General features: G+C 70.3%; 23 protein-coding genes and 2 pseudogenes. 12 read left to right on the forward strand and 13 right to left on the reverse strand.

Annotated features, from left to right (window positions below; translation table 11 throughout):
• Positions 1-210 precede the first annotated feature (210 nt).
• From ABGB18_RS03390 to ABGB18_RS03400, 3 genes and pseudogenes are all read left to right on the forward strand, one after another.
• Entirely contained in the window at positions 211-1,650 is a 1,440-nt protein-coding gene (locus tag ABGB18_RS03390) for a helix-turn-helix domain-containing protein (RefSeq protein WP_347694295.1), read from the forward strand.
• 34 nt (positions 1,651-1,684) lie between these two features.
• On the forward strand, positions 1,685-2,611 hold the full coding sequence (locus tag ABGB18_RS03395; RefSeq protein WP_347693811.1) for a glucosyl-3-phosphoglycerate synthase: 927 nt from the start codon (positions 1,685-1,687) through the stop codon (positions 2,609-2,611).
• A gap of 56 nt (positions 2,612-2,667) precedes the next feature.
• Positions 2,668-2,982 (forward strand): annotated as a pseudogene (locus tag ABGB18_RS03400) (acyl-CoA dehydrogenase family protein); the annotation flags it as partial.
• A gap of 998 nt (positions 2,983-3,980) precedes the next feature.
• On the opposite strand, the gene ABGB18_RS03405 reads toward ABGB18_RS03400, so the two are convergent.
• Positions 3,981-5,090, reverse strand: a complete 1,110-nt coding sequence (locus ABGB18_RS03405; protein ID WP_347693812.1) for an ADP-ribosylglycohydrolase family protein — start codon at positions 5,088-5,090, stop codon at positions 3,981-3,983.
• The gene (locus ABGB18_RS03410) at positions 5,080-6,090 is read right to left on the reverse strand and encodes an ADP-ribosylglycohydrolase family protein (protein WP_347693813.1); all 1,011 of its coding nucleotides are present in this window, start codon (positions 6,088-6,090) and stop codon (positions 5,080-5,082) included. Before ABGB18_RS03410 ends, ABGB18_RS03405 begins: the two co-directional genes overlap by 11 nt.
• A 182-nt stretch (positions 6,091-6,272) precedes the next feature.
• On the opposite strand from ABGB18_RS03410, the gene ABGB18_RS03415 reads away from it, so the two are divergent.
• The 4 genes from ABGB18_RS03415 to ABGB18_RS03430 are packed head-to-tail and all read left to right on the forward strand — an operon-like array spanning position 6,273 to position 10,346.
• The gene (locus tag ABGB18_RS03415; protein WP_347693814.1) at positions 6,273-7,283 is read left to right on the forward strand and encodes a LacI family DNA-binding transcriptional regulator; all 1,011 of its coding nucleotides are present in this window, start codon (positions 6,273-6,275) and stop codon (positions 7,281-7,283) included.
• 20 nt (positions 7,284-7,303) lie between these two features.
• Positions 7,304-8,653 (forward strand): ABC transporter substrate-binding protein, encoded by a 1,350-nt coding sequence (locus ABGB18_RS03420; protein WP_347693815.1) that lies wholly within the window; start codon positions 7,304-7,306, stop codon positions 8,651-8,653.
• Positions 8,650-9,534: a sugar ABC transporter permease gene (locus ABGB18_RS03425; RefSeq protein WP_347693816.1), complete on the forward strand. Its 885-nt coding sequence runs from the start codon at positions 8,650-8,652 to the stop codon at positions 9,532-9,534. The genes ABGB18_RS03420 and ABGB18_RS03425 overlap by 4 nt, the downstream gene beginning before the upstream one ends.
• Entirely contained in the window at positions 9,531-10,346 is an 816-nt protein-coding gene (locus ABGB18_RS03430; protein ID WP_347693817.1) for a carbohydrate ABC transporter permease, read from the forward strand. The genes ABGB18_RS03425 and ABGB18_RS03430 overlap by 4 nt, the downstream gene beginning before the upstream one ends.
• Here the strand turns inward: ABGB18_RS03430 and ABGB18_RS03435 are convergent.
• The 8 genes and pseudogenes from ABGB18_RS03435 to ABGB18_RS03470 all read right to left on the reverse strand — a co-directional run.
• A pseudogene (locus ABGB18_RS03435) lies at positions 10,319-10,633 on the reverse strand (hypothetical protein); the annotation flags it as partial. The gene ABGB18_RS03430 and the pseudogene ABGB18_RS03435 overlap by 28 nt on opposite strands.
• 263 nt (positions 10,634-10,896) lie before the next feature.
• Positions 10,897-13,254 carry a glycosyl hydrolase family 65 protein gene (locus ABGB18_RS03440; protein ID WP_347693818.1) on the reverse strand — a complete coding sequence of 786 codons (2,358 nt, stop codon included), beginning with the start codon at positions 13,252-13,254 and terminating at the stop codon, positions 10,897-10,899.
• Between the two features lie 28 nt (positions 13,255-13,282).
• Complete coding sequence (locus ABGB18_RS03445) at positions 13,283-14,038, reverse strand: beta-phosphoglucomutase family hydrolase (RefSeq protein WP_347693819.1); 756 nt, start codon at positions 14,036-14,038, stop codon at positions 13,283-13,285.
• Positions 14,039-14,046: 8 nt separating this feature from the next.
• Complete coding sequence (locus ABGB18_RS03450; protein WP_347693820.1) at positions 14,047-14,220, reverse strand: hypothetical protein; 174 nt, start codon at positions 14,218-14,220, stop codon at positions 14,047-14,049.
• A gap of 209 nt (positions 14,221-14,429) precedes the next feature.
• Complete coding sequence (locus tag ABGB18_RS03455; protein WP_347693821.1) at positions 14,430-14,924, reverse strand: cytochrome ubiquinol oxidase subunit I; 495 nt, start codon at positions 14,922-14,924, stop codon at positions 14,430-14,432.
• Positions 14,925-15,293: 369 nt separating this feature from the next.
• Complete coding sequence (locus ABGB18_RS03460) at positions 15,294-15,836, reverse strand: GNAT family N-acetyltransferase (RefSeq protein ID WP_347693822.1); 543 nt, start codon at positions 15,834-15,836, stop codon at positions 15,294-15,296.
• A gap of 176 nt (positions 15,837-16,012) precedes the next feature.
• Complete coding sequence (locus ABGB18_RS03465; RefSeq protein ID WP_347693823.1) at positions 16,013-16,540, reverse strand: DinB family protein; 528 nt, start codon at positions 16,538-16,540, stop codon at positions 16,013-16,015.
• A gap of 101 nt (positions 16,541-16,641) precedes the next feature.
• The gene (locus ABGB18_RS03470) at positions 16,642-17,385 is read right to left on the reverse strand and encodes an arginase family protein (RefSeq protein WP_347693824.1); all 744 of its coding nucleotides are present in this window, start codon (positions 17,383-17,385) and stop codon (positions 16,642-16,644) included.
• Positions 17,386-17,491: 106 nt separating this feature from the next.
• Here ABGB18_RS03470 and ABGB18_RS03475 point away from each other — a divergent pair, with 106 nt between their 5' ends.
• From ABGB18_RS03475 to ABGB18_RS03495, 5 genes are all read left to right on the forward strand, one after another.
• Complete coding sequence (locus tag ABGB18_RS03475) at positions 17,492-18,049, forward strand: LysR family transcriptional regulator (RefSeq protein ID WP_347693825.1); 558 nt, start codon at positions 17,492-17,494, stop codon at positions 18,047-18,049.
• Complete coding sequence (locus tag ABGB18_RS03480; protein WP_347693826.1) at positions 18,046-18,333, forward strand: rhodanese-like domain-containing protein; 288 nt, start codon at positions 18,046-18,048, stop codon at positions 18,331-18,333. Before ABGB18_RS03475 ends, ABGB18_RS03480 begins: the two co-directional genes overlap by 4 nt.
• A gap of 352 nt (positions 18,334-18,685) precedes the next feature.
• Entirely contained in the window at positions 18,686-19,282 is a 597-nt protein-coding gene (locus ABGB18_RS03485; RefSeq protein ID WP_347693827.1) for a helix-turn-helix domain-containing protein, read from the forward strand.
• A complete protein-coding gene (locus ABGB18_RS03490) occupies positions 19,282-21,018 on the forward strand; it encodes an ABC transporter ATP-binding protein (protein WP_347693828.1) in 1,737 nt (578 codons plus the stop codon). The genes ABGB18_RS03485 and ABGB18_RS03490 overlap by 1 nt, the downstream gene beginning before the upstream one ends.
• On the forward strand, positions 21,015-22,967 hold the full coding sequence (locus ABGB18_RS03495) for an ABC transporter ATP-binding protein (protein ID WP_347693829.1): 1,953 nt from the start codon (positions 21,015-21,017) through the stop codon (positions 22,965-22,967). The genes ABGB18_RS03490 and ABGB18_RS03495 overlap by 4 nt, the downstream gene beginning before the upstream one ends.
• A gap of 35 nt (positions 22,968-23,002) precedes the next feature.
• On the opposite strand, the gene ABGB18_RS03500 is transcribed toward ABGB18_RS03495, so the two are convergent.
• From ABGB18_RS03500 to ABGB18_RS03510, 3 genes are read right to left on the reverse strand one after another with little or no spacing between them, the layout of a single operon-like run.
• Complete coding sequence (locus tag ABGB18_RS03500) at positions 23,003-23,344, reverse strand: hypothetical protein (protein ID WP_347693830.1); 342 nt, start codon at positions 23,342-23,344, stop codon at positions 23,003-23,005.
• The gene (locus ABGB18_RS03505) at positions 23,280-23,801 is read right to left on the reverse strand and encodes a hypothetical protein (protein ID WP_347693831.1); all 522 of its coding nucleotides are present in this window, start codon (positions 23,799-23,801) and stop codon (positions 23,280-23,282) included. The genes ABGB18_RS03500 and ABGB18_RS03505 overlap by 65 nt, the downstream gene beginning before the upstream one ends.
• On the reverse strand, positions 23,798-24,361 hold the full coding sequence (locus ABGB18_RS03510; RefSeq protein WP_347693832.1) for a hypothetical protein: 564 nt from the start codon (positions 24,359-24,361) through the stop codon (positions 23,798-23,800). The genes ABGB18_RS03505 and ABGB18_RS03510 overlap by 4 nt, the downstream gene beginning before the upstream one ends.
• Between the last annotated feature and the right edge of the window lie 303 nt (positions 24,362-24,664).

Here is a 24,664-nt window from a genome sequence, read left to right on the forward strand (position 1 = left end):
AAATTTCCCTTTTTGGTCATTGTGGATGGGGATTCATGGGCGAACAAATCGTGATTTTTCCCGTTGGCCTAGACCAATCGCGTCGAGAGAAGGCGGGCGCGGCGTTCCAGGGCCGGGTGCCGGAGAATGCGCTGGTGAGGCTAGAAAATGGGCGGATTTTCTGTCTATGATTCGGCCATGGCGTCCTTGCTAGGCGAAGAACCGCTGTCTTTGACGCAAGAGCTGGATCTGATCGCGTTTGGGCAGCGCCTTCGTCACCTGCGCAAACAGCGCGGCCTCACCCTGTCCGACCTGGGATCGCGTGTCAGCAGGGCGCCCAGCCAGCTGTCCCTGCTCGAGAACGGCAAGCGCGAGCCCAAGCTCTCCCTGCTGAAGTCGCTGGCGACCGCCCTCAACGTGCCCATCGAGGAGCTGCTGCGCCGCCAGCCGCCCAACCGCCGCGCCCAGCTCGAGATCGCGCTGGAGGAGGCGCAGCGCGACCCCATCTACGCCGGCCTCGGCCTGCCGCGGCTCAAGGTCTCCGCCCGGGTGCCCAACGACGTGCTCGAACACCTGCTCGGCCTGTACGGTGAGCTGCGCTCCCGCCAGGCCCGCGGCACCGCCACGCCGGAGGAGGCCAGGGTCGCCAACGCCGAGCTCCGCCGCAGGCAGCGGGAGCAGGGCAACTATTTCCCCGAGATCGAGAAGGCCGCCGCCGGCGCCCTGGAGGCGGTCGGATACCGCACGGGCGCCCTGTCGCAGAGCATGATCCAGAGCCTGGTCACGCACTTCGGCTACACCGTGCACACCGCCCAGGATCTGCCCCGATCCGTACGTTCCATCACTGACCTCCGCAACCGCCGCATCTACGTCAAGCACGAGCAGCTCGGCATGCACACCCCGCGCACGATCCTGCTGCAGACCCTCGGGCACCTCGCGCTCGGCCACGACAAGCCCCGCGACTTCGCCGACTTCCTGCGCCAGCGCACCGAGGCGAACTACTTCGCCGCCGCCGTGCTCGTCCCCGAGAAGGCCGCCACGCTCTACCTCCAGGAGGCCAAGTCCGACCGGGCGCTGTCGGTGGAGGACCTGCGGGACGTGTTCGCGGTGTCGTACGAGATGGCCGCGCACCGCTTCACCAACCTGGCCACCCACCACCTGGGTCTCGTCTGCCACTTCGTGCGCAACGACGCCGGCGGCACCATCTACAAGGCGTACGAGAACGACGGCATCGTCTTCCCGGCCGACGAGCAGGGGGCCATCGAGGGGCAACGGATGTGCCTGCAGTGGTCGGGGAGGCAGGTGTTCGCCTCGCCGGATCGCTTCTCGGTCTTCTACCAGTATTCGGATTCGCCGACGGGCACCTATTTCTGCGTGGCTCACGTCGATCCCTCGCGGGAGAGGGATTTCGCGATCACCCTCGGGGTACCTTACAAGGAATCGCGATGGTTCCGCGGGCGCGAGACGACCAACCGTACCAAATCCAACTGCCCGAGCGGAGACTGCTGCCGCCGCCCGCCCGCCGAACTGGCCGAGCGCTGGGAGGGATACGCCTGGCCGTCCGCCCGTGCCAACTCCCACGTCTTGGCCGCGCTACCGCCGGGGTCGTTCCCGGGGGTGGACGAAGCGGATGTCTACACGTTCCTGGAGCGACACGCCACCACTACCTAACCTGAAATGTGGGGATTCGGGGGGAGGGGTTGCCATGCTGCCTGAAGTGTGTGGATGGTTGCGGCGCCGTACTTCGTCCGCCGCGGACTGGCCGATCCGCGAGCTGATGGCCGCCAAGGGGCGGACCACGGTGAGCGTGGTGCTCCCCGCGCGTGACGAGCGGGACACCGTGGGGGAGATCGTCGGGGTCATCCGGCGGGAGCTGAGCGGGCTCGTGGACGAGATCGTGGTCATCGACTCGCGTTCCGCCGACGACACCGCGCTGGTGGCCGCGCGGGCAGGGGCCGCGGTGCACGCGCAGGACGCGATCCTGCCGCAGCTCAAGCCGCTCGACGGCAAGGGGGAGGCGCTGTGGAAGTCGCTGGCCGTCACCTCGGGTGACGTGCTGGTGTTCGCCGACGCCGATATCCGGAAATTTCGTTCTTCGCTGATCTTTGGGCTGCTTGGGCCGCTCCTCGCGGACCCTTCGGTCGTGTACGCCAAGGGGTGCTACGACCGCCCGCTGAACGGCGCTCCGACCGGCGGCGGCCGGGTGACCGAGCTGGTGGCCCGCCCGCTGATCAACCTGCACTGGCCGCTGCTGGCGGGCTTCGTGCAGCCGCTGGCCGGCGAGTACGCCGGCCGCCGCTCGGCCCTGGAACGGGTGCCGTTCCTGACCGGGTACGGCGTGGAGCTCGGCCTGCTGATCGACCTGCTCGAACTCGCCGGGCTGGACGCGTTCGCGCAGGTGGACCTGGGCACGCGCGAGCACGCGCCGCAGTCGACGGAGGCGCTCGGCGGGATGGCGTCGCAGATCATGCTGGCCGCGTGGTCGCGCCTGGAACGCCAGGGCAAGATCGAGTCGCGGCACGTGCCGTCGCCCCGGCTGGCGCAGTTCAGGAAAAGATGGGACGGGCACCAGGTGACGGTCCGGGACATCGGCATCGGGGAACGCCCTCCCATGATCACCATAGCCGCCTAGCCCCCGGCCGTCCGCCGATCGTGTTCGCCCGGCGTTCCCTGGCGTGTTCGCCCGGCGGCCGCAAGATCGGCGAGAACCAGGCGATCGCCTTCCTGCCGGCCGAAATGGCCACCCGCGTCGACATGGCCCGCCTCCTGACCTGGCGAGCCGCCTGGATGGCCCGCGACGGCCGCCCGTTCGAGCAGGCGGAGGGATCGATGTCCAAGCTGGTGGCGGGCGAGACGGCGGTGTGGGTGACGGAGCAGGCGATCCAGGTACTGGGGGGAGCCGGCTACACGCGAGAGCACCCGGTGGAGCGCTTCCACCGCGACGCCAAGATCTGCACCATATTTGAGGGAACGTCGGAGATCCAGCGGCTGATCATCGGCCGGCCTCGCCTCGTTACGCTGAGCCTTTCGTCAGCAGCCCCGGCCAGCGGCGGCCCGTCATCTCGGCGGGATTGTCGGTGGCAAAGGCTACGGTGGCGGAACAGGAGGCGATCAACTGTGCAACTCACCGCCCGACAGGCGCTCGGCATGCGGATGTCCAGCCTGCTGCTACGCCCGTCGCCCGGCGGCCGGGCGGAGGTCGAGCGGGCATTCGAGAAATATGCGCGGTTCGTGGAACGCACCCCGGAGGTCCGCTGGTCGTGACCCGTCGCGGGTTCGGGCAAGCCCGCCGACAAGAGCAGGGCCGTCCCCCCTCGGAACGGCCCTGCTGGTCTGGTCGGTGTTCAGCGGACGGCGCAGCCGACCGAGACGGGGACCCGGGCCGAGTAGCGGCCCGACCGCGTGTCGTAGGCGTAGGCGTTCGCCTTGCCGGAGCAGAGGGATTTGCCGGTGCGGTGGCCGAAGCTGCCGCCCGGGTGTCCGCCGTTGGACTTGGCGGTACCGTCGCCGTTGTCCTTCGGGGCCCACCGTGTACTTCGTGATCCACAGCTTGGCCAGCACCTTGCGTCCTGAACTGGCGTTGTTGTCCGCCTTGGCCTCGGCGCGCTGCTTGACCGTTTGTCCGCGCGCACCTGGGTGCGGGTCGCGGGCGTGGCGCAGACCAGGTCGGAGGCGCGGACCTCACGCCGGACGTAGCCCTGACGGCAGGTCTCGGGGCCGATCGCTCAGATGGCTGCGAGAGATCCCGATCCCTTCGAGCCGGGACCCAACGATCAATGCGATCCTGGACGCGGCCGATGAGATCGGCACGCCCGAGGCACAACAGGCAGCCGACGAGATGACCAACACGCTCGACGAGATTCCCGAGGAACCATGAGCGGGCCTCTCGTTCGAGCCGATTGCAGCCCGCGATGAGGGCCGCCGAGGCTGGACGGGGCGCGCCATGTCGAGGTGGCGGCCCCGTGCCGGTGTGATCGTCATGAGGACGACCACACCGGGGGTCAGGAAATCGGCCGCCCCACCGGATCCGCGCCCGGGTCACGATAGGAGTCGGCGTCGGCCGCGTCCAGGAGGCGGCCCGCGAGCGCGGTGAGGCTGAGCCCTTTCAGATCGGGGACCAGGACGCCCGCGATCGTGTCGACGTGCCGGCGCCACGTGTCGGGCACGGCGGCAGCTCCGGACGCCGCGCCGCACAGCGCGCCCACCATGGCGGGCATGCTGTCGGACTGCCGGGAGACCAGCGCGGCCGAGCCGAGGGCCGTGGCCAGGTCGCCGTCGGCCAGTTCGGCCAGGACGAAGGCCGTGGGCAGCGTCTCGGCGGCCACTCCCCCGTGGCTGTACGTGGCCGGGCTGAGCTGCTCGACCAGGCCGGGGACGGCGTCGAAGCACGAGAGCGCCGACTCGCGGACGCGGTCCGCCTTGGCGAGGTTGCGGGCGGTCCAGCTCTCCTCGGGGATCGCGCCGGCCGCCGCGCGCAGCGCGTCGCCGAGGCCGGCGCCGCCGACCAGCGACGCGATGGCCACAGCCATGGCCTGAGCGGCCCAGACCCCGTCCTCGGCGTGGGTGATCTCGGCGTAGCGCCGCGCGACCTCGGCGGCGCCGGCCGGGTCACCGGCGTAGTAGAGGCCGATCGACACGGCGGCGGGTACGGCGCTGTCGGAGTAGTGGACGGGATTGTCGTTGCCGGTGGCGGGCGGCGTGAGACCTCTGGCGCTGTTGATGATCGCGGAGCGTTCGGCCACCCCGGTCCAGACGTCGCCCGACATGCGCCTGCGCCATCCGGCGAAGAGCGCGGCCGGATCGTGGCGCGGCTGCTCGAGGAGCACGAGCGCGGCCACGGCCGCGGTCTCGGCATCGTCCGTGGGAGACAGGGGCATGTCGTCACCGATGCCGAGCGTGAACGGCAGCAATGGGCGCGAGACCCGCTGTTCGTCCAGCGCGGCCGACAGCCTCCACCCTGCGGCACGGGCCCACTCCGATCTGGCTCTGCGGTGGAACTGGGCGGGGAGTCCCGCGGCGTCGCCCGCGGCCAGCCCGAGCAGGGCGCCGGCCGCACGCTCGTGCCGCGCGTCCCGGGCGTGGCCGGTACGTCCAAGTTCGTCAGAGCCCATTGACGGTCGCCTCTCCGGGGGCAGAAGTCCGCCGGCCGGCGTCGTGCAGCCGGTCGGCCAGTTCGACGAGGTCCGTGCCCGCGGTGGCGGTGATGCACCGCCCGCTCACGCGGGTCACCTGGGCCCGCCACCGTTCTGGGATGGCCGGGGCGCCGTTCAGAGCGCCCGCCATGGCGCCGGCGATGGCGGCGATGGTGTCGGAGTCGCGGCCGATGTTGACCCCCGCCAGTACCACCCGGGTGAAGTCGCCCTGGTGGGCGGCGAACAGGCCGAAGGCCAGCGCGACCGCCTCGGGGGCGGCGTCGGCCCAGGGGTAGTGGAACAGCGGGATCTGCGCGTACAGCGCTTCCTCCGCCGCGGCGGGCGAGTTCGCCGCCGCGGTCACGTCGAGGGCCCGGCCCACCAGCCGCGCCGACCACGAGTCGGGCGGCAGCGCGCGCACGCCCGCGTCGATCGCGTCGCGGTGGTCGCCCGCGGTGATGGCGGCGGCGACGGCGGCGGCGACCGCCTGGGCGCAGAAGACGCCGTCGCGGGCGTGGCTGACCGACGCGTCGACAGCCGCGATCCTGGCGGCCTCGTCGGGGTCGCCCATGCAGAGGATGCCGACCGGGGCGACCCGCATCGCGGCGCCGTCGCTCCACATCTCGTAGCTGTCGCTCCCGCTCTGCGGCGGGCGCAGCCCCGAACGCAGGTTGGCGATGGCGACCATCTCGCTGAAGCCCGCGCCGTGGAAGCCGCCCTGCTGCGCCGCGACCGTGTCCAGCCAGACCCCGGCCACGTCATCTGGGGTGATGCCTCTGCCGTGGGCGAGCAGGCCCCGGGCGCAGAGGACCGCGTACTCGGTGTCGTCGGTGCCGGCTGCGTCCTCGGTGAGGAAATCGGTGACCCTGCCGTAGCGCGCTCGGATCTCGGCGGGTGTCATGCCTTCGGTGGGCGCGCCGAGGGCATCGCCGACCGCGAGGCCGAGGAGCGCGCCTCGGCACCGGTCCAAGGGGGTCACTCACGCTCCAAAAGTCGCATCGTTTTGCATTATGCTCCACACGCTAGCAGCGGCACGCTGGCTCCCAAACAGGGATCTTCCTGCGACAACCCCGGAAACCGGATCGTTACACCGGCCCCTTGACCGGAGAACGCAGCGCACCGCATGCTACGACACAAAACGTTTTGTATTCGGGGGGTGGGATGAGGGAATCAGGCGGGCGCCCTGACATCGCGGCCGTCGCCGCGGCCGCCGGGGTCAGCGTCACGACCGTGTCCCACGTGCTGAGCGGGCGCCGACCGGTCAGCGCCCGCACCAGGGCCAAGGTGGAGGCGGTCATCGAGGAGCTCGGCTACCGGCCGAACCCGTCGGCCCGCAGCCTGCGCACGCACCGCAGCGAGTCGATCGCGCTGATCGTCCCCGACCTGACCAACCCGTTCTACCCGCTGGTCGCCGCGGGGCTGCAGGACGTGCTGATGTCGAGCGGCTACCTGCTGTCCGTCACCGACGCGGCGCTCCCCAGCCGGGGCCTGCCCGAGGTCGTACGGCACGTGCTGGCCCGCAGGGTCGACGGCATCGTGCTGGCCTCGTACGGCGCCACCGACAGCGACATCGACACGATCGGGGAGTCGGGCACCAAGCTCGTACGGCTGGGCGGCCGGTTCCGCGCCGAGTTCGGCGACATCGTCAGGGCCGACGACACCAGCGGCGTGCACGACGTGGTCAGCCACCTCATCGACCGGGGATACCAGCGCATCGCGTTCCTCAACGGCGAGCCCCACGCCCACCCGAGCCAGATCAGGCTCGAGGGTTACGAGCGGGCGCTACGCGAGGCCGGCCGGCCGATCCTGCCCGGCCTGATCCACTCGGGCACGTTCACCCGGGCGGGCGGCGCGGAAGGAGCCAGAGCCCTGCTCTCCCGCTCGCCCCGCCCCGACGCCCTGGTCTGCGGCAACGACCTGATCGCCGTCGGAGCGCTCGACGTGACCAGGCAGCTCGGTCTGTCCGTCCCCGGTGACGTGGCCATCACCGGCTATGACGACATCGAGGCCGCCTCTCTCATCACCCCCGCACTGACCACAGTGCTCAACCCGGCCCGCGAGATCGGCAGGACCTGTGGACGTCTTCTGCTCGACCGGCTGGCCGGCGAGTACGACGACACGGCACGCGAGATCGTCCTCGCTCACCGGCTCATCGTCCGCGACTCGTCCTAGCCGTTCGTAAGGAGATCCTCATGTCCGTCAATCTCGCCCGCCGTGACTTTCTCAAGCTGAGCGGCGCCACGGTGGCCGCCGGTTGGGTGCTCGCCGCGTGCGGCAGCTCGTCTTCCTCCAGCGCCAAGGACGTCGTCTACTGGGCCGCCTTCGCCACGCCCGACGGCGAGAAGTACTTCCGCCAGCACCTCGTCGACGCCTTCAACAAGAGCGCCAAGGACGTCCGCGTCAAGATGGACGTCAAGCAGCTCACGACGCTGGCCAACCTGACCAACACCGCGATGGCGGCGGGCAAGGGCCCGGACGTCGTCTACGCCGACGGCCCCTCGGCAGCTCTCTCCTTCGCCAAGAGCTCCAAGACGGTGGCGCTCGACGAATACGCCGAGAAGTACGGCTGGCAGGACAAACTGCTGCCCTGGGCCTACGAAGCCAGCAAGATCGACGGCAAGCTCCACTCCGTGCCCGCCGGCTACGGCTCGATGGTGCTCTACTACAACCCCGACACCTTCGCCCAGCACGGCTGGAAGGTGCCGACCACCCTGGCCGAATTCGAGACCGTGTGCACCGCCGCCAAGAGCGCGGGCCTGATCCCCGTGGGTGCGGGCAACAGCGGCTACCAGGCGCAGAGCGAGTGGTACCTGACCTGCGTGCTCAACGCCGCCGTCGGCCCGAAGGCCCTTTACGAGGCCCTCACCGGGGCACGGAGGTGGGACGACAAGGTCTTCGTCGACGCCATCACCCTGTTCAAGGCGCAGATCGACAAGGGCTGGTGGGGCGGCGGCGCCGACCGCTACTTCACCAACACCGACACCGACATGTTCACCGGTCTGGCCAACGGCAAGGTCGCGATGTACATGACGGGGACGTGGAGCTTCGACTCGGCCGGCACGTTCTTCACCGGCGGCAAGAAGTGGGACTGGGCGCCGCTGCCCTCACTCGCTGACGGCGTGCCGCCGGGGGTCTTCCCGCTGGCGATCGGCACCACGCTGTCGATCAACGCGCGTTCGGAGAACCCGGCGGGAGCTGCCGAGTTCATCGACTACCTCATCGCCGATCCCCAGCGCATGCTCGGCTTCCTCGCCGCGACCGGCACCAACCCCCCGCCGCTCAAGGTCTCCGCCGACGCCTACCCGGCCGGCATGGACGAGCGGGTCGCGCGGCTGTACAAGGCCATCCCGGACACGACGAACCTGGGCTACGCGAGCTGGAGCTTCGTCCCCCCGAAGACGGACACCTATCTCTACACCGAGTTCGACAAGGTCGTCACGGGTGCGATGTCACCGGCCGACTTCTGTGCCGGACTGCAGCAGAACTTCGCCGCCGAGCTCGCGGCGGGCGCCGTGGCCAAGCCGTTCGCCCCCGAATCGTGAGCGGATCCCGTGCCCGCGCCCGGCTGACGGCCTGGCTGTTCATCGCTCCTCTGCTGCTCGTGAACCTGCTCGTGGTCGCCGGCCCCGGCCTGATGTCGGTCTATTACTCCTTCACCGACTGGGACGGCCTCGACGAGGCGCACTTCGTCGGGCTCGCCAACTACCTGGCGCTGTTCGGCAGCCCCGACTTCCGCCAGGCCCTGGTGCACAACCTGCTCTGGACGGCCTTCTTCCTCGTCGTGCCGATGTCGATGGGGCTGCTCGGCGCCTTCCTGCTGTCCAGGATCCGGCGCGGCCAGATGCTGTTCCGGCTGCTCTTCTTCATCCCGTACGTGATCGCGACCGTCGTGTCGGCCGTGATCTGGCGGCAGATCCTCAGCCCGACCAGCGGCATCGCGCCCGCCCTGGCCGGCCTCGGCCTCCCGTGGCTCCAGGACGTGAACTTCCTCGGTGACGGCCGGCTCGCCCTCGGCACGGTGGCCTTCATCAACAACTGGCAGTGGTGGGGCTTCCTCGTCGTGATCTTCCTGGCGGCCATGCAGTCGGTCGAGCCGTCGCTCTACGAGGCCGCCCGGATGGACGGAGCGGGCAGCTGGCGGGAGTTCTGGAACATCACCCTGCCGTCGATCCGCCCGACCTTCATGTTCCTCTCGCTGATGACCGTCATCTGGTCGTTCCTGGTCTTCGACTACATCTACATCCTGACCCAGGGGGGTCCCGCCGGCGCGACCGACGTGCTCAGCACCGTGATGTACCGCGCCGCGTTCAGCGAACAGCAGGCCGGCTACGCCTCGGCGATCGGGGTCATTCTGGCCCTGATCAGCGCGGTCACCGTCGGTGGCTACCTCTACCTGCGCCGCCGCCTGAGGTGGGAGATATGACCCGGCGCCCGTTCGCCTACCTGATCCTGACCGTCCTGGCCGTCTACGCGCTCGGCCCGATGCTGGTCTTCGTCCTGGCCTCGCTGAAGACTCCGAGCGAGATCAGCGAGAATCCCTTCGGCCTGCCCGGCGAGTTCCGCTGGCAGAACTTCGTGACGGCCTGGACCGACGCGAACATGGGCACCGGGCTGGTCAACAGCGCGGTCATCGTGGCCGCGACCGCGGCCGGGGTCTGCGTCATCTCGGGCTGCGCGGCCTACGCGCTCACCCGGCTCGACCTGCCCAAACCCGGGCTGTTCATCCTCTACCTGCTGATCGCCAGCTCCCTGCCCATCCAGCTGTTCCTCGTGCCGCTGCTGTCGCTGTGGACGAAGCTCGGGCTGTACGACAGCAGGTTCGGTCTGGTCGTCATCTACTGGGCCATCTACAGTCCGTTCGCCACGCTGCTGATCCGCTCGTTCCTGCTCGCGCTGCCCAAGGAGTACGAAGCCGCGGCGCGTCTCGACGGCGCGGGAGAGCTGCGGCTGTTCACCCGTATCGTCTTCCCGTTGATCTGGCCGGGCGTGCTCACGGCGGGTCTGATCGCGGGGCTGCAGGCGTACAACGAGTTCCTGCTGGCCGTGACGTTCATCCAGGACAGCGACAGCCTGCCGGTCTCGCTGTCGCTCTACTCCTTCCAGCAGGGCTTCTCCCCCAACTGGGCACTCGTCAGCGCGGCCGGTCTGATCATGGTTCTGCCGCCGCTCGTGCTGTTTCTCTCCCTGCAACGCCGCTTCGTGGAGGGTTACACCTCCTCCGGCATGTCAGGCTGAGCGCACCTGGTCGGCTTTTTGTCGTCCGTTTCCGGGGCCGAGCTGCGCTGGATGGTCACCGCGTAGGGCAGGCCGCGCTCTTCCAGGTAGGCGCGGAAGGCACCGTCACGGCCGTAGACCTCATCGGCGGCCACCCACACCCGGCCGGGCGGCAGATCAGGCAGAACGCGGTCGATCATGGCTTGCCCGGCTGCGGTGGCCCAGGCCTCCATCACCCCGATCTGGCAATTGACCACCGCGCCCGCGGTGCCCGTGTGCTGGCGGGCCACCCCGGCCGAGCTGCGGCCCCGCTTTGTGAGCCCGTCGCCATCATGGTGTCAGCGTCCGTCACGACGATCGCCTCACGTGATGCCAAGCCTGGCACCAGCTTCACATCTCCACGCTGGTAATCGGCCTTCAGGGCTTCGAACTGCCGATCCCCTCGCCGGCGACGACGGAGCAGGCGATCTCCGCCAGGCCGGCGCGGCGGCGGGCGGACGGAGCGGGACGCACGGTGTTCCGGGACCGGCCGGGCGAGGTGCGCTTGCGGCCGCTCCTTGGATTCCACTCCTCACCCCTCCGGGTGGCGAGGAAGGGGCGCGCGGCCGGCCGGCTGGTGGATCCGCCGCTCGGGCTCCGGTGTTGAGGGGTTCGGCAGTCTGACCGGCTCGGTCCGCAGTGGGAACGGCTCGCCGTGGTGGGCCACTGTGATCGGCGGGCCCTCAAGGAGCCGGTAGGTCGTCGCGTCCGTGGTCACGCTCACGTGTACGAGACTGCCGCGGTAGCGCAGGCGGAAGGCGAGCCGGGTGAGGCCCGGCGGCAGGAGCGGGGCGAAGCGCATCCGGCCCTCTCCGGCGCGCATCCCGCCGAATCCGGCGACCAGGGAGATCCACACCCCGGCCAGCGAGGCCATGTGGATCCCGTCCACGGTGTTCTGCTCCAGGTCCGCCAGATCCATCATCGCCGCCTCGCCGAGGTAGCGGTATGCGAGCTCGATCTGCCCCACCTCGGCGGCGATCACCGCCTGGGTGCAGGCCGACAACGACGAATCGCGAACCGTCAGCGCCTCGTAGTAGGCGAAGTTGCGGGCTTTCTGCTCGGGCGTGAAAGCGTCGCCGCGCAGGTGCATCGCCAGCACGAGGTCGGCTTGCTTGACCACCTGCCGACGGTAGAGGTCGAAATAGTGGAAATGTCGCAGCAGCGGGTACTGTTCCGGCTGGGTGGCGGCGAAATCCCAGATCTCATGCTGGGTGAAGCCCTCGCTCTGGGGATGCACGCCCAGCCGCTCGTCGTAGGGCACGGCCATCGCGGCCGCAGCCTCGCGCCACCTCGTGGTCTCCTCCGTGGTGACCCCGAGCCGCGCCGCCCGATCGGGATGGCGGTCGGCGACCTCGGCGGCCGCACGCAAGTTCTGCTGGGCCATCAGGTTGGTGTACAGGTTGTTGTCGGCGACGGCGCTGTACTCGTCGGGTCCGGTCACGCCATCGATGCGGTAGCTCCCGTGGGCGTCGTGATGGCCCAGCGCGCGCCACAACCGAGCCGTCTGGAGCAACAGCGGCAGGCCGACGTCGCGCTCGAACGCCGTGTCCTCGGTGGCGTCGACATACTGGGTGACCGCGTAGGCGATGTCGGCGTTGATGTGGAATGCCGCGGTTCCGGCGGGCCAGTAGCCGGAGCCCTCCTCGCCGTTGATCGTCCGCCAGGGGAAGGCGGACCCGGACAGCCCGAGTTGCGTGGCACGTGCCTGCGCCGACGGCAGCGTCGACTTCCGCCACGACAGCGCATCGGCGGCGGCCCGCGGGTAGGTGTGGGTGAGCACCGGCAGCACGAAGATCTCAGAGTCCCAGAAGGCATGTCCGTCATATCCCGAGCCGGTCAGCCCCTTGCCGGGAATGGGGCGGTCCTCCAGGCGGGCGGCCGCCTGCAGCAGGTGGAACATCCCGAACCGGACGGCCTGCTGCACCGCGGGGTCGCCCACGACCTCCACGTCCGCGCCCTGCCAGAACTCGTCGAGGAACCGCCGCTGGTCGGCGCACAGACCCTCCCAGCCGGCCAGCCGGGCGGCCGCCAGCGCCGCGACGACCTGATCGTGCAGGGCGGGCCGGGACCGCCTGGCCGACCACCCGTAGGAGAAGTACTTGACCAGCCGCAGCCGCCGGTCAGGTGAAAGGCGCGTGGCGACGGTCACCCGGCTGACGTCACCGGCGGCCTGCGCTTCGATCCGGGTGCCGTCCGGCCCGTCGATGTCGTGGCACATGGCGGCGGCCACCCGCAGGTCGCTCGCCCGAGTGTGGTGAACCATGATCGCCACACCCTCCCGCGCCGGAACGCTCTCCTCCAGGACCAGCGGCGACTCCAGGGGGGCGGCCACACGCGGGTCGCCGACCACGTACTGCTGGGTTTCGTTGGCGACCAGCTCCGACTGCACGACCACGTGCCGCGGCTCGTCGACGGCTTCGACCTCGTACCGGATCGCGGCCACCGCGCGGTGGGTGAAGGACACCAGCCGCGTGGTCGTCAGCCGCACCCGGCCACCGGTCGGAGAGCTCCAGTCGACCTTTCGGGTGAGGGTCCCGGCCCGCAGGTCGAGGACCCGCTCGTGCTCGTGCAGCGTGCCGTATCGCACGTCGAACGGCTCGTCGTCGACCAGCAGCCGGATCAGCTTGCCGTTGGTGACGTTCACCACCGTCTGCCCCGACTCCGGATACCCGTAGCCCACCTCGCTGTACGGCAGCGGCCTGAGCTCGTAGAACCCGTTGAGGTAGGTGCCCGGCTCCCCGCACGGCTCGCCCTCCTCGAGGGTGCCGCGCAGGCCGATGTGCCCGTTGGACAACGAGAACACCGACTCGGTCTGCGCCAGCACGTCTATGTCCAGTCGGCATTCCCGCAACGACCATGGCTCGACCGCGAACGCCGGATGCGTGATCACCGTGCCACCTCGCCCTCCACATGCCCGTTCATCGCGCCTCCAGCAGCTCGGACAGGTCGGTGACCACGATGTCGGCGCCGTGCTCGCGCAGTGCGTCCGCCTGACCGGCACGATCGACGCCGACGACGAAGGCGAAGCCCCCCGCGCGGCCGGCCGCCACCCCCGCCAGCGCGTCCTCGAACACGGCCGCCTCCGAAGGCTTGAGCCCGAGCGCCTGCGCGCCCGCGAGATACATGTCCGGGGCCGGCTTGCCCTCCAGGTGCCGCTCCTGAGCCGTCACACCGTCGATCCGGGCCTCGAAACACTCGGTGAGCCCGGCGGCTGACAGGACCTTCGCGGTGTTGGCGCTCGATGACACGACGGCCCTGCGCAACCCCGCGTCCCGAATGGCGCGCAGGTACCGGACGGAGCCGGGAAACGTGTCCACGCCGTCCCTGTCGATGATCGCCTGGACGAGGGCGTTCTTCCGGTTGCTCAGCGCGTGCACGGTCAGCGCCTCCCGAGGGTCATCAGGCGACCCCTCGGGCAGGTCGATCCCACGCGACCGCAGGAAGCTCCGCGTCCCGTCCAGCCGCTCCTTCCCGTCGACGTAGCGGTCGTAGTCGGCGGCCGCGTCGAACGGCACGAACGGGCTCCCCGTCCGGGCGGCCCGCCCCCGCAGGAACTCGTCGAACATCGACTTCCACGCCCTGGCGTGCACCGTCGCGGTGCGCGTGAGGACGCCGTCCATGTCGAACAGGCACCCGCGGACCCGGCCAGGCAGGCCGAGCGCCGATGTACCCACGCGCGCGCTCACTCCGGCCTCTCCGCGTGCCCGCCGAACTCTCCGCGTATCGCGGACAGGGCCGCCCCCTCGATGACCGTGCAGCCGTCGAGCAGGCCGTCCCGGCTGAGCCCGCACGCGAGGTCCGCGCCCATCCGCCCGAGCCCGATCAAGCCGACCGGCATGGGTCTGTCGGTTGCCATGGATCACCCCCGGTTCGTCCATCACCGATGCCGGCGTTGACGATGTTCCTGATCGGTGGACCACCCCGGGAACCTTGACGGCCCCCGGTCTCCCTGGGCCGCTTCCGTCGCGTCGGCCGCGTGCGGCGCCCCGGCTGGGAGTCGGTCGATCCGCAGAATCGAGCCCCTCACAGGGCCAGAACCCGCTCCCTGGCACCTACCCACAGGCGTCACACAAACTCTCCAGGCAAGGCGTTCCACATTCGCGGCGCCTTCCGCAGCAAATGCCGAACCACGATCGGGAATCGCGCGTCCCGATGCCGTGCGCGGCCGGTGAGCGCGCCATGCGGCGGCCGACCGTACTGAAGGAACCGGGTCGGATCAGGGCCGGTGATCGCCTTGACAAAGAACGAGAAACCCTCCAGGGTGAACCCGAGCCCGAACACGTTGCCGAACCGCGCCATGAACTCCGGCCACAACAACCCCAGCTCGAAGCTGAGAATCGTCCCGGTCACCACACCAACCGCGAACAGCGCCGGCATCACCTTCGACCAGCGCCGGGCCAGCGTGCGAAACAGCGGAACCCCGGTCCGCAGGTAGCGCCATTCACACAACAACACCATCGCAGGGAACGCGATCCCGAAACATACCAAGGGAATGTGCACGGCGAGCGAGACCGCCTGCATCTGCCGCGCCTGCAGCAGGTATTCCGGATCGACCGGCACGCACACCCCCCGACGACCGCGGGAACACAACAGCGGTCACCTTGTCATCCACAACGCCCGATATACCGACACCCGCATCGGTTGAGGGCGCAAGTCCAGCACAGTGCCTACCCCGGGGGATGGCTGACCAGCTTGGGCCAAGGCGAAACTTGATACACGGCCCGGCGCGCTGACCTATCGTTGATCACTGGTCGGCCTGGCTCGGGAACACCGGCCTGAAGACCCTGTCGCGTCCGCATAGGCCGAGCAGGGAGATCTTCAGCGAAAGCTTGACGAGGGCGAACGCCCGGAAAAGCAGCACCTCGTTCGGTGAGGCGTGGCGCAGCGGACACGCGGGGGTGAGCCGGCGCGAGAGCCGGCGGCCTCCCGCTACGAGCTGAGTGCCTGACCGGGCCTGATCCGGTAGAGAACGTGCGAGCGTTGCGGGCTGTCCAGCGGTACGCGTACGTGCTCGAAGTCGTCGGCCGGGTCGCGGGTCATGCCCAGGCGTTCCATGACCGAGCGGGAGCGCGTGTTGCCGACGGCGGTCATGGAGACGATCTCGTCGAGCCCGACCTCCTCGAAGCCGTACGCGAGGGCCTTCCTCGCGGCCTCGATGGCGTAGCCGTGCCCCCAGGCCGGCCTGGCCAGCCGCCAGCCGATCTCGACGGCGGGGGTGAAGTGCGCCTCGAACGTCTGCAGGATCAGGCCGGTGAACCCGATGAACTCGCCGGTGCCGCGTACTTCGAGAGCCCACAGCCCGTAGCCGTGCTTGTCGAAGGCCCGCTCGATCCGGTCGACCAGTTCGTCGCTCTCCCCTCTGGTCATGACGGAGGGGAAGTGCCGCATCACCTCGGGGTCGGCGTTCAGCGCAGCGAAGGGAAGCTTGTCTTCTTCGCGCCATCTGCGAAGGATGAGCCGCTCTGTCTCCACCCGACCTAGGTTAGCGGCCAGCGGCAGGACCGGACGACCTATGCCATCAGCAGGTCTGCGGCGCTCTCACGGCAGGTGGGCCAGGGGGCCGCGCCGATCGGCGGCGCGGCCCGGGAGCGGTCGTCAGCGCCTGGAGAGCGGGCGTCCGGGGTGGGCGTCCGGGGTGGGCGTCGTGGTCAGCCCATGCTCTTGGCGCCGTCCAGGGACTCGCGGATGATGTCGGCGTGGCCGGCGTGCTGGGCGGTTTCGGCGATGAGGTGCATGAAGACCCGGCGGGCCGACCACTTGGCGCCGGGCTCGTACCACGGGGCCTCCGGCAGCGGCTGGGCGGCGTCCAGGTCGGGCAGGGTGGTGATCAGTTCGTCGGTCCTGCGGGCCACCTCGGCGTAGTCGGCCAGTACCCCGGCCAGGGTCTCGCCGGGCAGCATGCGGAACTGGTCGGCCCACTCGGCCAAGTCGGCCTCGGTCATGGCGGAGAAGTCGCCCTTCGCCGACGGGCCGGCCAGGATGAAGTCCACCCAGGACCGTTCGGCCTCGGTGACGTGCTTGATCAGGCCGCCCAGGCACAGCTCGCTGGCCGTGGTCCGCAGCCCCGCCTGCTCGTCGGTGAGGTCGCGAATGGTCAGGCGAAGGAAGTGCCGGTGTTTGGTGAGCGTCGCCAGCAGGTCGGCGCGCTCGCTGGTGCTCGGCTCGTTGACGGTCATGACTCGGCCTTCCGTGGTTCCGTCCGGTTGTCGAGTTCCAGAGTGTCGGCAATAGCGGTCATCTTCTGGCCGGAATGGCGGGGGGATCGGGCCGTCTCGATCTACCGGGCGCCGGTGGCGGTGCACAGGCCGACCAGGTCGGGGACCAGCAACCTGAGCATGTGCTCGTCCTTGGGATCGGCGGGTGCGTATTCGGTGATCCCCAGCCCGACGACCTCGTGCCGGGTGGTCAGGTCGGCGACGGCGGCGGACAGCGCCTCGGGGGACAGGCCGCCCGGCTCCGGGTAGCCGACCGAGGTGATGCCGTCCAGGACGTCGAGGTCCACGTGGATGTAGAGGACCGCGTCCGCGTCGATCGTCTCCGCGCCGCCGATGCCTTTGCCGCGGATGTATTCCTCCTCGCCCGGGTCCAGGCAACGGGTGCCCACCATGGCCACCTGGCCGGGGCGCAGCGCGGGCGCGGGCACCAGGTCCGGCGGGCCCTCGCCCAGCAGCGTGCGCAGGATCATGCCGTGGAAGGCACCCGACGGGGAGGTGGCCGGGCTGTTCAGGTCGCCGTGCGCGTCGAACCACACCACGGCCAGCCGGTCACCGTACCTGCGCAGCGCGGCCGCGATCGGCTCCAGCTCCACGCCGCAGTCCCCGCCGGCGGTGACGGTGAAGCCGTCGTCCGGCAGCGCCCGCCGGACCCGGTCGGCGGTCTCGCGCAGGGTGGCGCCGGTCTCCACCCGGACGTGCCGCGCCCGCGGCACCATGGCCGCCACCCGGGCGGCCCCTTCGACGAGCCTGGGAGCGGTGGGCGACAACGACCCCCGCCACTGGGGTACCTCGACGACGGTGACCATGCCGTTCTCCGTTTCTCGGGCTCGCGGGTGGCCGGCTGCCAGTGTCGCGTGTTGCAATTGCCAATGTCCACTTAGCATTTCCACTCTGACCTGTAAGGATTACTTGATGCTGGATCCGGCCAGGCTCCTCCTGCTGCGCGAGTTCGCCGAGCGCGGCACGATGACCGCTGCGGGCGAGTCCCGCGGGATGACGTCCTCCGCCGTCTCGCAGCAACTGGCCACGCTGGAACGCGAGGCCGGCGTCCGGCTGTTCGAACGCGCCGGGCGCCGCGTCCGCCTCACCGCCGAAGGGGAGCGTCTCCTGCGGCACGCGTACATCGTGCTGAACGCCCTGGACGCCGCGGAAGAGGACCTCCGCTCCGCCTCCACCGCGCGGGGACCCCTGCGGGTGGCCTGCTTCGCCACGGCCGCGGTCCACCGCCTGCTGCCCGCCATCGCGCTGGCCCGGACCCGCCACCCGGACCTGCACGTGATCCTTTACGAGCTCGAACCCCGCGAGGCGACCGACACCCTCCGCGCCGGCGGTTGCGACCTCGCGATCACCTTCACCTACAACCTCATCCCCGAGGAGCCGCCGCCCGGCGTCGACCGCCGCCTCCTGGGCACCGAGCCCATCATGATCGCTCTTCCCGAGGGCCACCCGGCCGTGGCCGGCGCGGCGTGACCGCGGGCGAGCTGGCCGCCCGCCTGGCCGGCTCGGGGACGCTGGTCGTGGACGTGCGCTCGCCCGACGACTACGCCGCCGGCCACGTGCCGGGGGCGATCTCGCTGCCGCTGGCCGAGCTGCGCGACCGGCTGGACGAGCTGCCCAGGGAGGCGGAGGTCATCGCCTACTGCGGCGGGCCGTACTGCGTGGTGTCCGCGGAGGCCGTCCGCGTCCTGGCCGAGCACGGGTACGCCGCCCGCACCCTCGACGGAGGCTGTCTCGGCTGGCGGCGCCACGAGTAACCGGCGGGACGGTGAAGGGTGACGCGCGGTCCCGGGCGCACGCGTCACGGGTTGCCGGACCGGCAAGAACGCCGGCACGTGACCGCCGTTGACGAACCAGCGGATGGCGACCGGCGCGATCGCGCCGCCGAAGGAGACCGAGCAGGGGAACCGCCGCGCCGGCCCTTCGCGGCTGCCGCCGTTCAGGGTCAGGGCCGTCACGGCCGCGGCACCGGCCGTCCTGGCGGACCGTTGTGACGGCCACAAAACCACCATCCTGGCCTCAGGGGGCGTACCACCGTTTAATGGGTTGAACGAGTGAGTACTCGCTCATTAGACTCCTCGCGTGAACAGAAGGCGAAGGGTGCCGGCCATGGCGCCAGAAGACCGCCGGGCCGCTCTCATCGCCGCCACGGTTCCCCTGCTGCGCGCGCACGGCACCGCCGTGAGCACCCGCCAGATCGCCGAGGCCGCGGGCGTGGCCGAGGGCACGATCTTCGGGGTGTTCCCCGACAAGGCCTCGCTGCTGCGGGCGGCGCTGATGAGGGCGTTCGACTCGCAGCCGGCGGTGGACGCGCTGGCGGCCATCGACCTGCGGCTTGAGCTGCGCGCGCGGCTGCGTGAGGCGGTCACCATGCTCCGGGCCGGGATGGAGGCCAACGCCAACCTCATGGCCGCGCCCAGGGAGCTGCTGGCCGACGGCGTCGAGTTCCGCGAGCAGTTGATGAACGACCGGTATCGGATCATAGCCGGGCTCGCCGCCCTGGTCGGGCCCGACCGCGACCGGCTGCGCCGCTCTCCCCAGGCCACGGCACAACTGCTGCTCATGCTGATCGCCGTGAGCGTGCACCGCGGCTTCGGCCAGGGCGGTGAGTTCGGCGACATGGACGACGAGGAGATCGTCTCCGTCCTGCTCGACGGGCTGCTCGTGCGGTCCTTCCCCACCCCATCGACAGAAAGCTTCTCTTGATGCTGTTCCGCCTGCTACGGGTCCAGCTCAGGCCGTACCGGAAAGAGATCACGCTCGTCGTCCTCTTCCAGTTCGTGCAGACGCTGGCCACCCTCTATCTCCCCACCCTCAACGCCGACATCATCGACGACGGCGTGGTCAAGGGTGACACCGGTTACATCATGCGCATCGGGCTGGTGATGCTCGGCGTGACGTTAGTCCAGATCGTCTGTTCGGCCGTGGCCGTCTACTACGGCTCCCGGACCTCGATGGCGCTCGGCAGGGACCTGCGGGCCGCGATCTTCCACCGGGTGCAGGACTTCTCCGTCCAGGAGGTCAACGCGTTCGGACCGCCGTCCCTGATCACCCGGACCACCAACGACGTGCAGCAGGTCCAGTTGCTCGTGCTGATGACGTTCACGCTGATGGTGACCGCGCCGATCATGTGCGTCGGCGGCATCGTGCTGGCCCTGAACCAGGACGTGGCGCTGTCGTCGCTGCTGCTCGTCGTGCTACCCGTGATGATCATCATTGTGGCTCTGATCGTCATGCGGATGCGCCCGCTCTTCCGCACGATGCAGGAGCGCATCGACCGGATCAACCAGGTGTTGCGCGAGCAGATCACCGGCATCCGGGTCATCAGGGCCTTCGTCCGCGACCGGCACGAGCGCGAGCGCTTCGGCGTGGCCAACGACGAGCTGACCGACGTGTCGCTGCGGGTCGGGCGGCTGATGGCGCTGATGTTCCCCACCGTCATGCTGGTGGTGAACGTGTCCAGCGTCGCCGTGGTGTGGTTCGGCGGTCACCGCATCGCCGACGGCTCCATGGAGGTGGGCGCGCTGACCGCGGTCATCTCCTACCTGATGCAGATCCTCATGTCGATCATGATGGCGATGTTCATGTTCATGATGATCCCGCGGGCCGAGGTCTGCGCCGAGCGCATCCAGGAGGTGCTCGACACCGAGCCGACCGTGCACCCGCCGGCGGCGCCCGTCACCCCTGAACGGCACCTCGGCGAGCTGGAGCTGCGGTCCGTGGACTTCCGTTACCCGGGCGCCGAGGAGCCGGTGCTGTGCGGCGTGACCTTCACGGCGCGGCCGGGCCGGACCACCGCGATCATCGGCAGCACCGGCAGCGGGAAGACGACGCTGCTCAACCTCATCCCGCGCCTGTTCGACGCGACCGCCGGCGACGTGCTGGTCGACGGCGTCAACGTGCGCGACCTCGACCCGGCGGCGCTCTCCGGCGCGGTCGGCCTGGTCCCGCAGCAGCCCTACCTCTTCTCCGGCACCGTCGCCTCCAACCTCAGGTACGGCCGGCCCGACGCCACCGACGACGAGCTGTGGCGGGCCCTGGAGGTGGCCCAGGCCCGGGACTTCGTCGAGGCGATGCCCGGCGGCCTGGACGAGCCGATCTCCCAGGGCGGCACGAACGTCTCCGGCGGCCAGCGCCAGCGCCTGGCCATCGCCAGGGCCCTGGTGCACCGGCCGGAGATCTACATGTTCGACGACTCCTTCTCCGCCCTCGACTACGCCACCGACGCCCGGCTGCGCGCCGCGCTGGCCGAGGAGATCGCGGACGCCACGATGATCATCGTGGCCCAGCGGGTGAACACCATCCGCGACGCCGATCGCATCCTCGTGCTCGACGAGGGGCGCGTGGTCGGCAGCGGCGATCACGCCGAACTCATGTCCACCTGCCCGACGTACCGGGAGATCGTGCTCTCCCAGCTCACCGAACAGGAGGCCGCGGCATGACGACGCAGACGCCCGCGCGCCGCCCCCAGCCCGCCTTCGGGCCCGGCCGGATGATGGCCGGGCCCGCCGAGAAGGCGCTGGACTTCGGCGGATCGTTCCGCCGCCTGCTGCGGTTGCTGCGTCCCGAGCGCACGCTGCTGGCCGTCATCCTGGCCCTCGGCGTGGTCAGCGTCGCGCTGACCGTGACCGGACCCAAGATCCTCGGCCACGCCACGGACCTGATCTTCTCCGGCATCATCGGTGCCCGGCTACCCGCGGGGACCACCAAGGAGCAGGCCGTGGCGGGGTTGCGCGCCCAGGGCCAGGACACGTTCGCCGACATGGTGTCGTCGATGAGCGTGGTGCCCGGCCACGGCATCGACTTCACCGCGCTGGCCCAGGTGCTGAGCTGGGTGCTGGCGATCTACCTGCTGGCGGCGGTGCTCGGGATCGGGCAGTTCCGGCTGACCACGGTCGTCGTGCAGCGGGCGGCGTCCCGGCTGCGCGAGCAGATCGAGGCCAAGCTGGGGCGGCTGCCGCTGAGCTACTTCGACGACCAGCCGCGCGGCGAGATCCTCAGCCGCGCCACCAACGACACCGACAACGTCGCCCAGACGCTGCAGCAGACGATGAGCCAGCTCATCACGTCGGTGCTGACGGTCGTGGCGGTGCTGGTGATGATGTTCTGGATCTCACCGGTCCTGGCGCTCATCGCGCTCGTCACCGTGCCGGTGTCGATCTACATCACCACCGTCATCGGCAAGCGGTCGCAGCCGCAGTTCATCAAGCAGTGGTCCTCGACGGGCAAGCTCAACGGCCACATCGAGGAGATGTACGGCGGGCACACACTGGTCAAGGTGTTCGGCGGGCAGAAGGAGGCCGCCGACACCTTCGCCGAGCACAACCAGGCCCTGTTCGACTCCAGCTTCCGCGCCCAGTTCATCTCCGGGCTGATCCAGCCGGCGATGATGTTCATCGGCAACCTCAACTACGTGCTGGTCGCCGTGGTGGGCGGGCTCAAGGTGGCCTCGGGCTCCATCTCGCTGGGCGACGTCCAGGCATTCATCCAGTACTCGCGGCAGTTCAGCCAGCCGCTGACGCAGGTGGCCGGCATGGCGAACCTGGTGCAGTCGGGCATCGCCTCGGCCGAGCGGGTCTTCGAGCTGCTGGACGCCGGCGAGCAGTCCGCGGAGCCCGCCAAGCCGGCGCGGCCCGACCAGGTCAGGGGCCGGGTGGCGTTCGAGAACGTGTCCTTCCGCTACACGCCGGACCGGCCGCTGATCGAGGACCTGTCGCTGACCGTGCAGCCCGGCCAGACCGTCGCCATCGTCGGCCCCACGGGGGCGGGCAAGACGACGCTGGTCAACCTCATCATGCGCTTCTACGAGGTGACCGGCGGCCGGATCACGCTCGACGGCGTGGACATCGCCGAGATGTCCAGGGAGGAGCTGCGCGCCAACATCGGCATGGTGCTGCAGGACACCTGGCTGTTCGGCGGCACGATCGCGGAGAACATCGGCTACGGCGCGGAGGGCGCCACCCGCGAGCGGATCGAGGCCGCCGCGCGGGCCGCCCACGTGGACCGCATCGCGCACACGCTGCCCGACGGCTACGACACGGTGATCGACGACGAGGGCGGGACGGTCAGCGCGGGCGAGAAGCAGCTGATCACGATCGCCCGCGCGTTCCTGTCCGAGCCGGCGATCCTCATCCTGGACGAGGCGACCAGCTCGGTCGACACCCGGACCGAGGTGCTCATCCAGCGGGCGATGAGCTCGCTGCGCGCGGGCCGTACCAGCTTCGTGATCGCCCACCGGCTGTCCACGATCCGCGACGCCGGCCTCATCCTGGTCATGGAGGAAGGGCGGATCGTCGAGCAGGGCACGCACGAGTCGCTGCTGGCCGCGGACGGCGCCTACGCCCGGCTGTACTCGGCCCAGTTCGCCCAGGCCGCCGCCGAGGTGGACTAGCGGACGGCGTGCCGGGGCCCGCGGGCTCCGGCACGTCAGGCGAGGAATGTGACGTGGAGCGGGTACACGTTCAGCGCGGTGATCAGCGGGATCCCGCGGCGGACGAAGCCCCGCGTGACCACCCGCCCGGCGGAGGTGCCCACGCCGGACGACGACAGCCCGGAGGCGAGCAGCGCCGCCGCGAAGGCCGGCGCCGCGCCGCCCTCGCCGAGCCCGCCGAGCCCGCCGAGCCCCGCGTGCGCGGCCACCGACCAGTGCCTGGTCGCCGGGGCGGACGGGTCGGCCGCGGCGCGGACCAGGTCGGTGAAGCGATCACCCGTGCTCGCCAGCGACGTGCGCGTCGCCCGCCAGGCGCTGTCCGTGATCGCCACGATCATGTTCGTCTCCTTTCCGGCCGGACGCCGGTCCGCGGCGGATCGCTCGGGCGATCGGGGGGAGAACGAAGGCCAGGAGCGCCGGCGCGGCCAGGAACAGGAGCGCGGTGACGATCCACTCGGACGATCCGGCCGGCCCGTAGACCCGGCCGACCAGCCCGACGTCCATCGCCTCGGTCCGCAGACCCGGGTGGTGGGTGCCCCGGTCGCTGCCGGCGAGGGCGACCCCCGCGCGCTGGGCGGCGCCGTCGCGGGACCGGAACTCGCCGATCCACGTGCAGCTTTCGTGGCCGGGGTGCTGGACGCACTCCAGGTGCCGCGCGGTGAACGTCCCGGGCAGGCCGTCGCCGCGGGCCAGCCGCAGCGCCGGGCCGATCGCCGGTGCCGTGCAGGACACCAGGAGCCCGGCGACGAGCAGCAGGACCGCGGCCAGCGGCAGGGGCAGCGGTCGTCGCCTCATGCCGGGGCCGGGGCGGGCGCGGGCGCGACCGCGCAGCCACAGCGCATGGTGGCGTGCTCGGCCGGGCTCGGCCTGCGGTGCAGCAGCATCGCGACCACCATCGGCGCGAAGACCACGGCGTTGTAGAACAGGTGCAGCTCGACGCGGGGGACCAGGAGCTGGATGACGCTGGTCGGAACGGCCCGGCCGGCCAGATACGTGCCGGTCATGGACTGGAGCAGCAGCAGCAGGTGCTCGATGTGGTGCCAGAACTGGATACCGAGCGCGATGTTCCACCAGGTACGGGAGCGGCCGGTGAAGCCCCGCCGGAGCAGGATCAGGCCGGCCAGCATGATCAGGGCGTAGCCGTAGTGCATCCACTCGGAGGTGACGAGCCACGGGAACGGCACCCCGAGCACCCCGCGCGCCTCCTTGAGCGGCCAGCCGAGCGCGTAGATCTGGATCGCCTGCGCGATGTGCTCGGCCCAGTGGGCCACGACGATCACCAGGAAGAGCCCGAGGGCGGTCCTGTGGTGCTGCTCATTGAGCCGCGTCAGTAATCCGGTGGTTCGGGTGGGCATGTGAGCTCCTGACGTCGATGACTCGTTCCGGAGGATGGGGGGACCTGCCGCCGGCATCCAGCCCGGGATGTCCGGCACCGGTCGATGTCGTCTCCTCATGCTGGTCGAGAGGCAACGGCATGACGGCATCCGGGACGGCACGATCACGGCGCTGTTCCGCCGACGGAGAGGTCCCGGCCTGCCACGAGTACGCGCCCCTCGCCTCGTCGGGCGCATGTCTTGAGGATGCCTGACAGGCCGGTCCGAGCCTTCTCCGACCGTGCTGCCACGAGGGCCGCGGACGTGGGACGATGAAACGCGTAG

Origin of the sequence: Nonomuraea sp. B12E4 (genome assembly GCF_039871825.1) — a bacterium.
Classification (GTDB): domain Bacteria; phylum Actinomycetota; class Actinomycetes; order Streptosporangiales; family Streptosporangiaceae; genus Nonomuraea.

Excerpts from the sequence above, each read along its gene's own strand:
- ABGB18_RS03395 (WP_347693811.1), top strand. The coding sequence starts at position 1,685 with ATGCTGCCTGAAGTGTGTGGATGGTTGCGGCGCCGTACTTCGTCCGCC.
- ABGB18_RS03405 (WP_347693812.1), bottom strand. The coding sequence starts at position 5,090 with ATGGGCTCTGACGAACTTGGACGTACCGGCCACGCCCGGGACGCGCGG.
- ABGB18_RS03415 (WP_347693814.1), top strand. The coding sequence starts at position 6,273 with ATGAGGGAATCAGGCGGGCGCCCTGACATCGCGGCCGTCGCCGCGGCC.
- ABGB18_RS03420 (WP_347693815.1), top strand. The coding sequence starts at position 7,304 with ATGTCCGTCAATCTCGCCCGCCGTGACTTTCTCAAGCTGAGCGGCGCC.
- ABGB18_RS03430 (WP_347693817.1), top strand. The coding sequence starts at position 9,531 with ATGACCCGGCGCCCGTTCGCCTACCTGATCCTGACCGTCCTGGCCGTC.
- ABGB18_RS03450 (WP_347693820.1), bottom strand. The coding sequence starts at position 14,220 with ATGGCAACCGACAGACCCATGCCGGTCGGCTTGATCGGGCTCGGGCGG.
- ABGB18_RS03465 (WP_347693823.1), bottom strand. The coding sequence starts at position 16,540 with ATGACCGTCAACGAGCCGAGCACCAGCGAGCGCGCCGACCTGCTGGCG.
- ABGB18_RS03470 (WP_347693824.1), bottom strand. The coding sequence starts at position 17,385 with ATGGTCACCGTCGTCGAGGTACCCCAGTGGCGGGGGTCGTTGTCGCCC.
- ABGB18_RS03475 (WP_347693825.1), top strand. The coding sequence starts at position 17,492 with ATGCTGGATCCGGCCAGGCTCCTCCTGCTGCGCGAGTTCGCCGAGCGC.
- ABGB18_RS03485 (WP_347693827.1), top strand. The coding sequence starts at position 18,686 with ATGGCGCCAGAAGACCGCCGGGCCGCTCTCATCGCCGCCACGGTTCCC.
- ABGB18_RS03490 (WP_347693828.1), top strand. The coding sequence starts at position 19,282 with ATGCTGTTCCGCCTGCTACGGGTCCAGCTCAGGCCGTACCGGAAAGAG.
- ABGB18_RS03495 (WP_347693829.1), top strand. The coding sequence starts at position 21,015 with ATGACGACGCAGACGCCCGCGCGCCGCCCCCAGCCCGCCTTCGGGCCC.
- ABGB18_RS03500 (WP_347693830.1), bottom strand. The coding sequence starts at position 23,344 with ATGATCGTGGCGATCACGGACAGCGCCTGGCGGGCGACGCGCACGTCG.
- ABGB18_RS03505 (WP_347693831.1), bottom strand. The coding sequence starts at position 23,801 with ATGAGGCGACGACCGCTGCCCCTGCCGCTGGCCGCGGTCCTGCTGCTC.
- ABGB18_RS03510 (WP_347693832.1), bottom strand. The coding sequence starts at position 24,361 with ATGCCCACCCGAACCACCGGATTACTGACGCGGCTCAATGAGCAGCAC.